The following is a 14134-nucleotide window of genomic DNA, read 5'->3' as shown; positions in this document are numbered from 1 at the left end:
AAATACCTAAAGGCTATGTATAGTGGCGGCAAGCGGGGAGCTACAAGCTGCTTTTATCTCAGCATTCCCCGCGTTATTACAATAAAAAGGTAAATGATGATTGAAGTAGTAAACGTCACTTTTGAAGGTGAAAATGAACAACATATTCGTTCCATTCGTGAACGTGTTTTTATCAACGAGCAGGCTATCTCCCCGGAAATTGAATTCGATGGACTCGATAATGTGGCAATGCATTCATTGATTCTGTGTAATGGTAAACCCGTAGGCACCGGACGAATTTTAACTGACGGCCACATTGGACGTATCGCCATCCTTAGCGATTTCCGAGGTCAGGGCTTAGGTGCAAAAATTGTGTTGTCTCTGGTTCAGGAAGCAGAAAATAAGGGTTACCCGCGTGTTTATCTTGGTGCGCAAAAGCATGCGATTGATTTCTATGCCAAGCTGGGCTTTACGCCTTTTGGTGATGAGTTTCTATCGGCTGGAATTGTGCACTTATCGATGGAAAAATCGTTGCGTTGAGACGCCATCGGTCGGTTCTTCGCGCAGCTTTTATCTAAGCTTGCAAAGTGCGACTAGGTATATAGTTATCGACAGAGAAACACAAAGCCCGCTAAGGATAGCGGGCTTTGTATTATGGTTACTCTAAGTGCTTAAACTGTAACGCCACTAAGCGCTGGTACAACTCACAGCTTTGCATCAACGATTGGTGGTTACCGATATCAATCAACTCTCCACCATCTAACACGGCTATCTTATCCGCATGTTGGATAGTCGACAGTCGGTGGGCAATGATTAGTGTCGTTCGGTCTTTCATCAGAGCCTCAAGTGCCTGCTGAACATGATGTTCACTTTCACTGTCTAGTGCGCTGGTGGCTTCATCAAGCAATAGGATTTTAGGGTCTTTCAAAATGGCACGAGCAATGGCGATGCGCTGTTTTTGTCCGCCAGACAATCTCACACCACGCTCGCCCAAAAAGCTGTGGTAACCATCCGGTAGCTTTTCGATAAACTCATGAGCGTGTGCTTTCTTCGCTGCTTCAATGACCTGCTCTTCAGTAGCATCCGGATTACCGTAGCGGATGTTATGGAAAACATCGTGACTAAACAAAGCCGGTTGTTGCGGCACCAACGCCATTTGACTACGAAGATCGTTAGGATCGAACTGACGAATGTCTTCACCACCGAATAAGACTCGCCCTTGTTGCGGGTCATAAAAGCGCTGCAGTAATTCGAACAGAGTCGTTTTACCGGCACCTGATGGGCCAACCAGAGCCAACACTTTACCTCGTTCAGCCGTTAGGTTTAATCCTTTCACTGCGGGCTGGTCTGGGCGGGAAGGGTAGTTGAAGTTCACTGAATCAAACGTTACTTCCGCAGGCATAGAATCAGTGATCGATATGTGGTTAGTTGGTGCCGTGATGTCACTTTCCACTTGCAGAATCTCAATCAACCTCTCTGTAGCACCTGCAGCCCTTTGCAGCTCGCCCATGACTTCTGAAATCGTCGCTGTAGAGGAGGCAACCATAATGGCATAGAACACAAATGCTGCTAGATCGCCGCCCGACATCTTACCGTGAATAACGTCACTGCCGCCGACCCAAAGCATCCCGGCAATAGCACTGAATACGATCACGATAACGCCGGAAATCAGAATCGCGCGTTGTTTGACTCGCTGTCTGCCAACCTCATAAGCTTTCTCTACTTCTACTGCAAATGCCGCGCGCTCATGTTGCTCTGAGCTAAAGCTCTGCACGGTTTTGATATGCTCAATCGCTTCACCAGCGTAGCTGCCTACATCTGCCATCGTGTCTTGGCTTTTCCGAGATAGGGCGCGTACTCGTCTCCCGAAAACCAAAATAGGAACCAAAACAAACGGCACGGAGGCCAGCACAATCAAAGTGAGCTTAAAGTTAGTCGCAAACAGCATGATGATGGCACCAACACACATGATTGCGCTGCGCATGGCCATCGAAAATGACGACCCGATAATGCTTTGCAACAGCGTTGTGTCTGTGGTGAGCCGAGACATAATATCGCCGCTGCTATTAGTCTCAAAGTAACTAGGGTGCAGTGTCATTACATGGTTAAACACCGCAAGACGAATATCCGCACTCACGCGTTCGCCTACCGAGGAAACCAGATAGAAACGGAAGAACGTGCCCGCAGCAATACACAGTGTCACGCCGATGATGAACTGTATCGCGTTAGTGAGTTCTTGTTGTGATTGTTGGGCGAAGCCTTGGTCTATCAGCATACGTACGCCGTAACCCACGGATAACGTAAGACTTGCTGTTGCGAACAGGGCAACCAAAGCAGCGGCAACTCGCCATTTATGAGGCGAAATGAAGGTGTTGAGTTTTAGAAGAATGCTGAGATTTTTATTATTTTTTCTGCTCATGAGTGGCTCACAAAGCGTTATAGGTAACAGGCATAGTAAGCGACTTTTAAGAGGGAGACCAGAGGTCTATGGCAATGGGCAGACGATCTCTTGCGGAAAAGAACCAGGGTCGTGTGATTGTAAATTTATCAAAAAAGTGGGTAATCAGAGTGAGCTAGCCAGATAGGCCAACTCACGTTATCTACGCTTTCGACTGATACGAACTTGAGCCTAACGGACGTTAATCAACGTAAGCCACAGAGCTTGGTTCTTTGTAAATGCAGTCTACTTTTGTCACGTTGCCACTCGAATCTTGATATTGAGCATAGACGGTCCATAGCCCATTTATTCGTGCGCCCATAACCGTAACTCGAGTATTTTGACCGTAAGTGGTGTTGTCCTTACCAGTTCCTCTGCCAAAAGAGACTTGAAATTCTTTTTGGACAGCACGTTGTACTTCCATGCCGTTAAAGTCCCCCTTTGGTTGTACATGCAAAAACTCAAGCCCGCCTCCTTTTGCCTTACGGATAGCAAAGGTACAGCCGGTCAATTGAGTAGTGACCAAGTAGTCCGCTGCATCATAGTGGGTGACTTTAGAAATGGAGTCGGGTTTAAGTTGTTCAAAAGGAGAGACAGGGATATGAATACATTGAAGTGCTTTCGCGTTTTTAGCTAACGATTTTGGGCCAAGGCGGAAACGCATCTCCTTCATCTTAACCCCTTGGTTTATTCCGAAAGCGGTATCCCCAAGACTATACAAGTAAAACCTCATGGCACCTTTTGATTGGCCCGCGCTCGTAATGGACAGTGGGAAGCGAAGTAGAAATTCCTCTAAATCTCGGTCTAAAACCTGAACAGCCTGATCTAACGTTTGTGGCATAACACAGTCCTTTGTTGTTATTTATAGAATGTGTGAAGTCTTATTGATTGCAGTTCACAAGAATAAGCATATATGAACATATACAATCCATCGATTTTTCTACCTCGCTCGTTGGCGGAACATGATATTGCTCGAAACTGAAATGCAATATCATGACTATTCATTGATTCGATAAGTAACTATGTATGGGGGACTAAACGCAAATGTTTAGTTTCTACCACGTGGAAGACAATTACCTGTAATTAAGTAGAGCGTTGTCACACTTTGATGTTAATCGTGTTTCATATGTGGATTTTATAAAATAGCCTGCACGACTTTTTGGATGTGTATAAAAGGCTAGATCATGAACACAAATCAGACAAAATGGTTACCGCTTGGTATCTGCGCAGTAAGTCTGTCTTCTCCGTCTGTATTGGCGGACATTAAAACTAAAATCATAAACGGTGAAGAGGTAACACAAGGTAATTGGCCATTTATGGTGGCTCTGGTTTCGAAAAATATGGACGCTTATAAAGGCCACTTCTGCGGCGCGAGTTTTATTGGTGACCGATATGTACTCACCGCTGCACATTGTATTGAAGCGAAAAGTCATGAAGACGTCGAAGTGGTGATTGGCGTATCGGATCTGTCCTCCCCAGATACAGCGAAACATCGCTACGCTGTCGAACATATATATGCCCATGAGAGTTACAGCAAAGAGCCTGTCAGCAATGATATCGCGATTATTGAACTTGCTCAGGCTCCGTCTGAGTCTAAAGTGACGCTTGTTGATGGTTACGCTCGCGGAAATCTGGCAGTAGGTCAGGTACTCACGGTAATGGGCTGGGGAGATCAGAACCCGTCAGAAGAAGAAATCTCCCAGACCAGTGAGTTACATAAAGTCAATGTACCTCTTGTTGACCAGGACCAATGTACTCAAGTCCCTCATGATGGTTATGCTGAGATCGGCGATGATGCTTTCTGCGCAGGCTATAAAGAAGGTGGGCGAGATGCTTGCAGTGGCGATAGCGGCGGACCTTTACTACTCCCTAATAACGGAAAATATGAACAACTAGGTATTGTGAGTTGGGGGGAAGGGTGCGCGCAGCCCAACGCCTATGGGGTTTACACAAACGTGAGCCATTTTGAGGATTGGATCGAACAGCAAACAGTGGGTCTAAATTATCGTGCAAAGGAGGTACTTGGCGTCCGTTCTCTTGGTTTAATCTCACACACTTTTGAACTTACAAATAATTCAGATCAAGAAATTGAAATCTCAAAGGTTTCGCCATCATTTGTTCATAACTCGCCAACCATTAATAATATGAGTGCGAGCATTACCAATAACAACTGTCAGACACTCTCAGTTGGAGAAAGCTGCGAGGTAAGTGTCAGTTACGACCTAGATTCAGTCGGTATGCATGAATTTGGCGTGCAAGTTCATACCAACTCGTTGTTAACGACGTTTACGCCAAGAGCTTATGTTTTGGGGGCGAACGCTGCGCATCAGGGGGTGAGTGACCTCGTCGATTTCCCGAATAGTGGTGTGTACAGCACTCAAAAGTGGACAACCATAGAAGCTTCAATTTCATCGCCAGTTATAGAGCACGACGGGTCAACGGCTTTGATTGTTGAAGGCATTCCCACTGGTACCGTCTCGATGGATCTTTCAGTGTTTGCAGAAGAGGACCACGACATCTTAGAAATCTATATTAACGGTTTCCAAGTGGTTCAGGTTCCGGGGGAGATTTCGGGAAGAGTAGATTTACCGATGATCAGAGATGCAGATAACAGCTTTATGATTATGTACAATAAAGGTGGTCTGGGCGCTGCTGACAACGGTAAGGTAACCATAGAAAATATGACGTACACCGATGAGCTGATTACAAATGAACTCAATTTTACCCCAGCTCAAGAAGCGGAAGATTCAGAGTCGTCGGGCGGCACAATCGGATGGCATTGGTTGCTCGTTCTTTTAGGTGGATTGATTGCACGAAAACGTTCGTTAAATCACAAGAGCGATAGATAAACCTTTAAGCAACCGCGACAACGTGAAGCTTTATAGCCAAAACGTTTGAAAGCGATACAAACTATAAACGCTATACAAACTATAAAAGGTCTAAAGCGTTAAACCTACAAAGCCCGGCGTGCTCGCTGGGCTTTATTATTTCCACTGTTTAGCAAGGCGTTAGTTCTGTGGTGTATTCAGTGTTTTGATTTGCTCGAAGATTTCTTCTGCCTCTGCGGTTAACAACGAGTACGTTTTAATATCACCGCGCCTTTGAGCCTGCATGGCTTGCTCACACAGCATAGAGTGACGCTTTTTGAGCTTTTTAACCGAATTGTTTTTGAAAAAAGAAAACATCCATAAATCCTCTAGTTAAGACCTTTCTTTATTACGCATTGGCGTTGATTTTAGTTCATGCCCTTAGCTTTTGAGTTAGTACATTGCTGATAGTTAGGGCGAACTCGGTGAGCGGCTTTTCGGCTCTATTTAAGCTAGCTTTGGCCGGAAATGAGTCGGAATTTTGCCATACAAAAACTTATCAGTATTTATTCAGTGAATGTTCCACTGATAAATATTAATGCTTGGCTATAAACTACGAAACATAGTAAGGCGATGATGAGGAAATTTTTTTGAGTTAAATAAAAATAACGCAATCGCTTTATAAATAAAGGGTTTGCGAGCAATTGTTGTGATGTTGCAAGGATATTTCAAAGTGTTTCTGCTGTTACATATTGTAACATTAATGCGTTATCTGTATGGTTCACCCTCTCAAAAAGTAGACATTCACGCTCAAATTAAAGGAAGAACTATAATGATTTCTAATGATGCAGTAATCATGGGCATGTTAGCGGTGATACTTGGCGGTATCTTCATTACGGAAAGCAGCCAAAACAGCGCACTAAAAAAATTCTATTCGATCATTCCTGGTCTTTTGCTTTGCTACTTTGTTCCGTCACTACTAAACAGTTTCGGTATTATTGATGCGTCAAACTCCAAGCTGTACTTCGTGGCAAGTCGTTACTTGTTGCCAAGTGCACTGGTACTTCTGATCATTTCTGCTGACCTTCGCAAAATCATTGGCCTTGGCCCGAAAGCCGTCATCATGTTCTTAACCGGCACTGCGGGTATCATCATCGGTGGTCCATTGGCGATTCTTATTATCGACCAAGTCTCTCCGGATCTTGTGTCTGGTGATGTTTGGCGCGGTCTAACCACAGTCGCAGGCTCTTGGATTGGCGGCGGTGCTAACCAAGCGGCGATGAAAGAAGTATTCGAAGTGAACGACCAGCTATTCTCGGCGATGATCACTGTGGACGTTATCTGCGCCAACGTTTGGATGGCAATCTTGTTAATCATGGTTGGTCGTCAAAAGAAAGTCGACGCATGGCTAAAAGCAGATACATCATCTATTGAAGAACTGAAAGAAACCGTTTCTAAGTATCAAGAAGAAAACGACCGTCCAACGACAACAACAGACTTGGTTAAAATTGCCGCGATTGCGTTTGGTTTAACGGGTCTGGCCCATTATTTCAGCGATATGATTGCACCTTGGATTTCAACCAATGCCCCGGAACTGGCGAAATACAGCCTAACGTCTGGCTTCTTCTGGTTGATCGTATTGGTAACGACGTTCGCACTGATTGCTTCTTGTTTTAAATCAACACGCAGCCTTGAGCATGGCGGTGCATCTAAAATCGGTTCAACCTTTATCTACATCCTTGTTGCAACCATTGGTATGCAAATGGACGTGACTGCAATCTTCGACAACCCAGGTTACTTCTTTATCGGCATCGTATGGCTAACTATCCATGCTGTACTGATGATTGCTGTTGCGAAACTTATTCGTGCGCCGTTGTTCTTTATGGCTGTAGGTAGCCAAGCGAACGTTGGCGGTGCGGCATCTGCTCCGGTTGTTGCGGCGGCATTCCACCCAGCACTTGCGCCTGTGGGTATTCTAATGGCCGTGCTAGGTTATGCGCTTGGCACATACGGTGCTTACATTAGCGGTCTATTGATGCAGTTGGCGGCAGGGCAATAATCCTGTAGCGCTTTTCGTAGCACATTGAGAACAAAGGCATTTTGGGAACGAAAGGTACATTAGTTACAAAAGTACATTAGGAGCCAAAGTGCATTGGAAAAAAGTCCGATATGGCAACGACCATGTCGGACTTTTTTATTTTTAAAAGCATAGGTACATAACCGAACTTCAGCACGAGATTGAGATCATCTCTGGTGTATTTATTCAAGTTTTGTTGGCTCTGTTTCTGTGATTTATTTCTGAATTTTATAGGGAGGGCTCTGATAAATAACGACATTTTTCAACCTAAAATGCATTTATAAAACAAACTAACAATTTAGATAAAATTATATAAAGTTTGTTGAGTCGGTTTTAATTATTCGTAGAATCTCGGCCAATTAAAAATTGGAGCTCAACATGAATAAAACCTTATTACTTGTACCGACATTATTATTTAGCGCTTATTCTCACGCCGATAGCTCTTTGTCTCTTGGTATTGGTGCGCTTTATTCTCCTTCTCCATATATTGGAATGGATACGCAGTTTACACCTTTACCTTCGATTGTTTATCGAGATAAGCACGTGAGCGTTGAGGGTACGACAGCAAGTTACAGCTTTAATGGCCGAGGCGCACCGATTGAGTACTTTGCGAAAGTGGGCTTCGATCCTAGGATTATGCGACCTTCGGATTCGAGTGATGCAGACATGCAGAAGCTAGACAAGCGTAAGACATCCTTCATGGGTGGAGCAGGCGTGAGATTCAACTTTCCTGGAACCTCCGCGTTTCTAGAAAGCACGATCGCAACCGATATCAGTGGAGTTCATAATGGTCATTACGGAGAGATCAAAGCGGCCTATCCGATAAGAATGGGTGCGTTTGGTATCACGCCTTCAATCGGTTATCAAATAAACAGCGCAGATCTTAATAATCATCTTTACGGTGTATCTCGTGAAGAGGCGAGTCGTACTCGATTTGATGAATATTCCATGGACTATGAGGGTGATTACTTCATTGGCTTGAATGGCTATATGTTCTTAACCAAAAAAATCAGTATTTCAGGTAGCGTTCGCTACGTGAGCCTTGAAGATGATTTGAAAAAAAGCCCAATCCTTTCAGAAACAGATAGCATGACCGCATATTTGTCGCTCAATTACACCTTTTTCTAAATAGCCTTTTTCTGTCAAATAGAAATATAAGCCGGCACAATGTGTCGGCTGTTTAATATATTTGGGATACTTTTATTTCTCTTATTTTTATTATTCGATATCTTTAAATGCCAAGGTTGGTATTGTCTCACCCTTGCTATTCATTTGCTTGCTTTCTAAGGTGCTCGATAAATACGGGTACCTTCTTCGCTAAATGTTTTCGCGACGCGTAAAAGGCATATAGCACCAAATCTTCTGGCTCGTATTCCAGCTCGATCATTTCTAGCTCACCAGAATCGATTTCTTGATGGCAAAAGCCAGTGGGCAGTATTGCGAACCCAAGTCCAGCCAGCGCCCCCGTTTTAGCGAACTGTCCGCTGTTGACCCTAAATGATGACGCCACTCTTTGAGTTATCAAGGAGCCATCTGTTGTTTTGAAAACCCACGGTGTACCTTTCAAGGCGGTAAAGCTGCTGATGCAAGGGACGTGTTTTAAATCGGTAACCTGAAACGGCTTTTGGCAAGTTTGTAGTAGTTTAGGTGATGCCACAACAACACTTGGCCAGCGCTTAATTTCTTTGGCAACCCAATTGCTGTCTTCTAACTTCCCTCGATGAAAACTTAAGATCACGTCAAACCCGTCCAGCAAGTCCTCTTTCGGGCTCAGGTTGGTCTCGCAATTCAATGTAATCGAAGGATGTTGAGTACAAAACGAGACAACAGCTTTAGCCAGTTCTGGTGAATCAGGCATCAGGATATTGAGTTGTCCCATAATTTCGCGCGAGTGCTGAGTGACCTCTTCAAGCGCGTTATTGAGTTTGTCGAACAATGGCTGCGTGCGAAGGTAAAGTTGCTCTCCGGCTTCAGTAGCGCAAATACGTCTTGTGGTTCTATCAAATAATCGCACATCAAGTTGCTCTTCGAGTAAAGCAATGTGGCGGCTGATATTAGATGTCGGTAAACACAAGAACTCCGCGGCTCGTTTAAAGCTGTTGTTCTCGTAAACACAGTGGAAACTCTTAAGCCATTGCGGGTCGATCTTATCAAGCATCTCAGTTAATCCCATTTTGTTGGATTATAAAGCCAGTAAAACCCACTTTATTACCGAAATCAGGTTTATACAATGCTCACCAACGTCGTTTCTGGATAAAGGGTTCCTTATGAGTTGGTTAGAAAAGTTATTAGATAAAAACAACATCATTAACACGCGTAAAACATCGATCCCTGAAGGCGTTTGGACTAAGTGCCCGTCTTGTGAACAAGTGTTGTATCGAATAGCGCTAAAAGAAAACTTGGAAGTGTGCCCTAAATGCAACCATCACATGCGGATGGCTGCGCGCCATCGATTGGACAGCTTCTTGGATAAAGGGAAGCGAAGCGAGATTGCCTGCGAGTATGAGCCGAAAGATGTGCTCAATTTTAAAGATAAGAAACGCTATAAAGAGCGGATCGCCCTTGCTCAAAAAAGCACAGGAGAGAAAGATGCACTGGTTGCGATGAAAGGCGAGCTATTAGGGTTGCCCATCGTTGCTTGCGCATTTGAGTTTTCTTTTATGGCCGGCTCAATGGGCTCGGTAGTAGGGGCAAAGTTTGTTGAGGCCGTCGATATTGCCATCGAAGAAAATCGCGGCTTGGTCTGCTTTTCTGCCTGTGGCGGTGCAAGGATGCAAGAGTCTTTGATGGCATTGATGCAAATGGCCAAAACCAGTGCGGCGTTGGATCGTTTATCCCGTGCGGGCTTGCCCTATATTTCGGTGTTGACCGATCAAACGTTTGGTGGCGTATCGGCAAGCATCGCAATGCTGGGGGACATCAATATCGGTGAACCAGAGGCAAGAATTGGGTTTGCTGGGCGTCGCGTAATCGAGCAAACCGTGCGAGAAAAACTGCCGGATGGTTTCCAACAAAGTGAGTTCCTTCTGGAGCATGGCGCATTAGATATGATTGTCGAGAGAAGTGAGATGCGAAGGAGGATAGGTGGGTTAATCGCAAAGCTGACCAACAATAGAATTCAATCTGAAGAAGGGTAAGTTTAATTGGCCTAAATATTATTGTTACCCTGTCATTTTTCTACACCATAAACAATAAAGGCCGAAGAGTTCGGCCTTTTTCATTACGTTTCTATTAGAAATGTCTTGGTAACGGTTGAACGTTATTTATTGGTCATAGTGTACTGAATCGTCTGGTTAAAGCCGGGTAGTGCAACATCCAACAGTGCGCCGTCTGGCAGGGAATCACCATCGCTGTTTTGATATTGATAGCGGTACGTGCTAACCGATGCTCCAGCGGTTTGTTTCATTGATTTGATTGGGTGGAAGGCGAGGCCAAAGAAATCTAAGTCGACTTTCCACTCTTTGACCGGGTCTACATAGTAAACGCCATAAATCAGTGAGCCATCATCTACATATTCCATTTCAAAGGTTTTGGTGCCTTTTCCGAACAGCTTCTGAGTTGCCTTTTTGATTTCGCCATTCGGATAGTATTGAAGTAAAAGAGTACTCTTTTCTCTTGGCGTAGATAGCTTGACCTCGCGGATCTTTCTTAACTTACCATCGTCATGGTAGGAATAATGAAACTCTCGAACCGACATATCATCGCCAGTTTGTGGTACTTGGCGACGTTGAAGAAGTTTGCCATCGGCACCGTATGTATATTGAATTCGAAACGTCGCGATAGGCGTACCATTAAGGTCAGTCGCCTCATCCTGAAAAACTTGCTTGTTCTCAACCTCCACCTGACCTTGTTCGTTGTAAATGTATTGAGAAATGAAGTTTTCTTTGGTGTGCCTTACGTAACTGTTGATTGAATCGTGTTTCATTAAAGCACGGGCAGATTCCAACCACCCCTCAGCGTTATAGATATAGTCGAACGTACTGTCAGCATAATCACGCTGTGTTACTCGCCCTAAGTGATCATATGAGTACGCACCAGCTACGGTCAGTTGCCCTTGGCTAGATTTCGCTATTTGTGTTAGGCGAGATTGGTTTGCCGTGACCAGACCTTGGTCAATGTAATCTTCAAACACAGAATAGTGTTCGTAAGCCGTAGCGTTAAATGCCGCGAGAATTGCCAGACTGGCGAAGCTTCTTTTAATGTTCATAGTTAATAGCCTGTTATTTATGTTTTTTAGTTATTATTCAATCAGATGGGAGATGTCACTCATCTGACTAAAAGTCCTCAATTCCAACATTGAGCAACAGGGCTGAGCTTATCAGGTGGATTTTATAAAGTAAGCAATTACATGATAATAATTATCATTTATGTTTATTTGTTAGAGGTTGATTCAAAGAAAAAGCCGATGGAAACTCTTAGAGAAGTTAAAAACCGAGTATTTCGAAAGCAGAAATAGAGGACTTGAAATAGGGCAAGTGAAACAACATTGCTCAACAACGGAATGTATACCGGATATCAGTAAGCTCAGGTTGTTTTTCAACCAGTTACTTGGCAATAACGCATAAACTTATCAATATGCGAGCTTACTAACATGCCATGCGTGACACTTAATGTATTCTTAATTGAAGCGAAGAAGAGGATTTATCAATGTCAAAAAGCTCCAAGCTTCACAATGAAGACAAACTGGTTAAGAAGGCACTAGAGATAGGTGGGAAGATGGCGAAACTACAAGGCTTTGACCTTCCTCAGTCACCACAACCTCTAAGAGTAAAAGCGATTTATCTATTCTTGGTCGATGCAAAACAGATCACACCACTACCGGAAAGCAAGCTAGACGGTGCAAGCATCAAACACAGACTGGCAGTATGGATACACAGTGCGTTGCCAGACAACGACCCTCTAAAGTAAAAAAACTCAAGAAGTCACATCGGTAAATTACAATAAGGCGAGCCAAATGGTTCGCCTTGTTTGCTTTTAGTGTGTGATGTTTTTACGTCTCATTTGACTAAATTTGGGACTATATCGCGAATACTACTCAAGCCCGAGCCGGACATTAAAGCGGTTTATTGTCCCGTCAAATGAAAAAGGTCTGCTGTGGTGATAGTCCATAGAAACAGTAGAACCAAGGTCTTTACCCACATCAAAGCTTTCCGTTGCAGAGAATGCAGCAGGAACTGTGCGCTCTAGTTTTACCTCGGCGACCGTTTCACCGTCTACAAGTAGCTGAACATTGCCGGATTGCCCTGGTCCAGAGATGTTCGTCAAAACAGTAATCTTGTGCTTGCCTTGAGGTATAGGCTCTTTCGATGTGGCTTGGTACTGTTCGATGATCATCATATTGTAAAGATACTTTAGCCTCCCTTCTTCCATATAAAGTGTTACGCCACCACTCGCGCCGCCGACGGCATATATCACACCGTTCGCTTTATCGGGTAAATCAACGTCGATATTAACAACAGTACTTTCGCGTCCAATGCCAGGAGCAGTAAATTCCGGCATTCTTTCTGTTCGTTGAGTAAATTCCCACTCTGAATAGTCCGTCTTAACTCGGTCTTCTGGGTGTATTCGCAACCAATTACCAGCACCAATTGGATAGGCTTGATTCTCTTTTGCCACTTCGAGGAAGCGGGCTTTCATCGATTTCAGTTTTTCAGGATGCTTGTCAGCAAGATTCGTGGCTTGGCTGTAATCGGCATTTAAATTGTAGAGCTCCCATTCATCTTCAGCGGAGTCCCATTTAGGGATGGTTTTCGCTGACAAAGGGGTATTCCAAGGAATAAATGGGCCGAATGTACTCGCAATCCAGCCATCTTGATATAGCGCACGACTACCATTGTTATCAAAGAATTGCTCTTTTTTAACACTCTCAGCATTAGCATCGTCGAACGTATATGCAAAGCTCACACCATCCAACGCGATTTGTTTGTAGCCATTGACTACTTCTGGTGCCGTGATACCAAGTAGTTCGTAGATGGTGGGAGCAACATCAATGACATGATGAAATTGGTTACGCACATTGTTGTCTGGCTTTATCGACTTGGGCCATGCGATTGCCATCGGATTTCGAGTACCGCCAAAATATGCACCTAATAATTTGGTCCCTTTGAATGGTGTACTGCCAGCCCAAGCCCATCCTGCATGATACATATTATCGGTCGCAGAAGTTCCTAAAGCTTCTAATCCACCTAAGCGTTCTAGAGCATTAATTTGCTGTTCTATCGTATTGGAGATGTTGTTCTGGGCAAGAAGTTCACTTATTGAGCCTTGTTGTCCCTCAGAGCTCGAACCGTTATCACCAAAAATATAAATAATCAGTGTATTGTCCTTCATCCCGAGATCGCTAAGGCCTTGTATTACCTTACCTACCTGAACATCGGTATGTTCCACAAAGCCTGCGTATAACTCCATCAACCGGATCTGGAACTCGCGCTGCGTTTCTGGAATGCTTTCCCAGCTAGCCATCGTTGTATCACGTTTAGTCAATATCGTATCTTCAGGGATGATGCCCAGATCTTTTTGTCGCTTGAAGGCTTGCTCTCGATAAACGTCCCAGCCTTCATTGAATTGCCCTTTATACTTGTCGGCCCACTCTTTAAACACATGATGAGGGCCATGGGCTCCACCGGGTGCCCAGTACATAAAGAATGGTTTATCAGGAGAAAAAGAACGGTGATCCTCAAGCCAAGCAACGGCTTGTTGAGCTAAATCTTCGCTGAGGTGATACCCCTTATCTATAGGCTGTCTCTTATACACAAATCCCCAAGCTTGTAGCTTGGGGATTTTTTTGAACTCTTTCACGTGTGTGCGATCTGATCACTTAAGAATCCTAACTGA

The 14134-nt window shown here is 44.2% G+C and carries 12 protein-coding genes; 6 read left to right on the top strand and 6 right to left on the bottom strand.

All coding sequences use genetic code 11. From position 1 onward, the window contains the following. Nucleotides 1–96: 96 nt before the first annotated feature. Nucleotides 97–519 carry a GNAT family N-acetyltransferase gene (locus tag GXP65_RS11410; protein ID WP_162092913.1) on the top strand — a complete coding sequence of 141 codons (423 nt, stop codon included), beginning with the start codon at nt 97–99 and terminating at the stop codon, nt 517–519. A 118-nt stretch (nt 520–637) separates the two neighbouring features. Here the strand turns inward: GXP65_RS11410 and GXP65_RS11405 are convergent, their stop codons facing one another. Together GXP65_RS11405 and GXP65_RS11400 are read right to left on the bottom strand one after the other, a co-directional pair. Next, nucleotides 638–2398 carry an ABC transporter ATP-binding protein/permease gene (locus GXP65_RS11405; protein ID WP_162092836.1) on the bottom strand — a complete coding sequence of 587 codons (1761 nt, stop codon included), beginning with the start codon at nt 2396–2398 and terminating at the stop codon, nt 638–640. 220 nt (nt 2399–2618) lie between these two features. Next, nucleotides 2619–3257 carry a hypothetical protein gene (locus GXP65_RS11400; protein ID WP_162092835.1) on the bottom strand — a complete coding sequence of 213 codons (639 nt, stop codon included), beginning with the start codon at nt 3255–3257 and terminating at the stop codon, nt 2619–2621. A 343-nt stretch (nt 3258–3600) separates the two neighbouring features. Here GXP65_RS11400 and GXP65_RS11395 point away from each other — a divergent pair, with 343 nt between their 5' ends. Further along, a complete protein-coding gene (locus tag GXP65_RS11395; RefSeq protein ID WP_162092834.1) occupies nt 3601–5265 on the top strand; it encodes a serine protease in 1665 nt (554 codons plus the stop codon). A gap of 159 nt (nt 5266–5424) precedes the next feature. Here GXP65_RS11395 and GXP65_RS11390 read toward each other — a convergent pair whose 3' ends face one another. Next, nucleotides 5425–5601: a DUF6435 family protein gene (locus GXP65_RS11390; RefSeq protein ID WP_005431313.1), complete on the bottom strand. Its 177-nt coding sequence runs from the start codon at nt 5599–5601 to the stop codon at nt 5425–5427. 454 nt (nt 5602–6055) lie between these two features. On the opposite strand from GXP65_RS11390, the gene GXP65_RS11385 reads away from it, so the two are divergent. Together GXP65_RS11385 and GXP65_RS11380 are read left to right on the top strand one after the other, a co-directional pair. Then, nucleotides 6056–7282 carry a DUF819 family protein gene (locus GXP65_RS11385; protein WP_005431261.1) on the top strand — a complete coding sequence of 409 codons (1227 nt, stop codon included), beginning with the start codon at nt 6056–6058 and terminating at the stop codon, nt 7280–7282. Between the two features lie 396 nt (nt 7283–7678). Further along, entirely contained in the window at nt 7679–8428 is a 750-nt protein-coding gene (locus tag GXP65_RS11380; RefSeq protein WP_162092833.1) for a MipA/OmpV family protein, read from the top strand. A gap of 136 nt (nt 8429–8564) precedes the next feature. On the opposite strand, the gene GXP65_RS11375 is transcribed toward GXP65_RS11380, so the two are convergent. Further along, a complete protein-coding gene (locus GXP65_RS11375; RefSeq protein WP_162092832.1) occupies nt 8565–9458 on the bottom strand; it encodes a LysR family transcriptional regulator in 894 nt (297 codons plus the stop codon). A gap of 109 nt (nt 9459–9567) precedes the next feature. Between GXP65_RS11375 and accD the strand changes: the two genes are divergently transcribed. Further along, nucleotides 9568–10437, top strand: a complete 870-nt coding sequence (accD, locus tag GXP65_RS11370; RefSeq protein WP_162092831.1) for an acetyl-CoA carboxylase, carboxyltransferase subunit beta — start codon at nt 9568–9570, stop codon at nt 10435–10437. Between the two features lie 122 nt (nt 10438–10559). Here accD and GXP65_RS11365 read toward each other — a convergent pair whose 3' ends face one another. Beyond that, nucleotides 10560–11507, bottom strand: coding sequence for a hypothetical protein (locus GXP65_RS11365; RefSeq protein WP_162092830.1), 948 nt, complete (start codon nt 11505–11507; stop codon nt 10560–10562). A gap of 440 nt (nt 11508–11947) precedes the next feature. Between GXP65_RS11365 and GXP65_RS11360 the strand changes: the two genes are divergently transcribed. Then, nucleotides 11948–12208 carry a DUF5062 family protein gene (locus GXP65_RS11360; RefSeq protein ID WP_005376453.1) on the top strand — a complete coding sequence of 87 codons (261 nt, stop codon included), beginning with the start codon at nt 11948–11950 and terminating at the stop codon, nt 12206–12208. A 123-nt stretch (nt 12209–12331) separates the two neighbouring features. Here GXP65_RS11360 and GXP65_RS11355 read toward each other — a convergent pair whose 3' ends face one another. Beyond that, on the bottom strand, nt 12332–14098 hold the full coding sequence (locus tag GXP65_RS11355) for a sulfatase-like hydrolase/transferase (RefSeq protein WP_162092829.1): 1767 nt from the start codon (nt 14096–14098) through the stop codon (nt 12332–12334). Nucleotides 14099–14134: the final 36 nt, after the last annotated feature.

The organism is Vibrio sp. LB10LO1 (assembly GCF_010092875.1).
Classification (GTDB): Bacteria; Pseudomonadota; Gammaproteobacteria; order Enterobacterales; family Vibrionaceae; genus Vibrio; species Vibrio campbellii.
This window is presented reverse-complemented; position numbering and strand designations above follow the sequence as displayed.

What these genes read in the sequence shown, in the direction of transcription:
- GXP65_RS11390 (WP_005431313.1), bottom strand. Translation starts at nt 5,601, where the DNA reads ATGTTTTCTTTTTTCAAAAACAATTCGGTTAAAAAGCTCAAAAAGCGT.
- GXP65_RS11365 (WP_162092830.1), bottom strand. Translation starts at nt 11,507, where the DNA reads ATGAACATTAAAAGAAGCTTCGCCAGTCTGGCAATTCTCGCGGCATTT.
- GXP65_RS11395 (WP_162092834.1), top strand. Translation starts at nt 3,601, where the DNA reads ATGAACACAAATCAGACAAAATGGTTACCGCTTGGTATCTGCGCAGTA.
- GXP65_RS11405 (WP_162092836.1), bottom strand. Translation starts at nt 2,398, where the DNA reads ATGAGCAGAAAAAATAATAAAAATCTCAGCATTCTTCTAAAACTCAAC.
- GXP65_RS11410 (WP_162092913.1), top strand. Translation starts at nt 97, where the DNA reads ATGATTGAAGTAGTAAACGTCACTTTTGAAGGTGAAAATGAACAACAT.
- accD (WP_162092831.1), top strand. Translation starts at nt 9,568, where the DNA reads ATGAGTTGGTTAGAAAAGTTATTAGATAAAAACAACATCATTAACACG.
- GXP65_RS11380 (WP_162092833.1), top strand. Translation starts at nt 7,679, where the DNA reads ATGAATAAAACCTTATTACTTGTACCGACATTATTATTTAGCGCTTAT.
- GXP65_RS11385 (WP_005431261.1), top strand. Translation starts at nt 6,056, where the DNA reads ATGATTTCTAATGATGCAGTAATCATGGGCATGTTAGCGGTGATACTT.
- GXP65_RS11360 (WP_005376453.1), top strand. Translation starts at nt 11,948, where the DNA reads ATGTCAAAAAGCTCCAAGCTTCACAATGAAGACAAACTGGTTAAGAAG.
- GXP65_RS11375 (WP_162092832.1), bottom strand. Translation starts at nt 9,458, where the DNA reads ATGCTTGATAAGATCGACCCGCAATGGCTTAAGAGTTTCCACTGTGTT.
- GXP65_RS11400 (WP_162092835.1), bottom strand. Translation starts at nt 3,257, where the DNA reads ATGCCACAAACGTTAGATCAGGCTGTTCAGGTTTTAGACCGAGATTTA.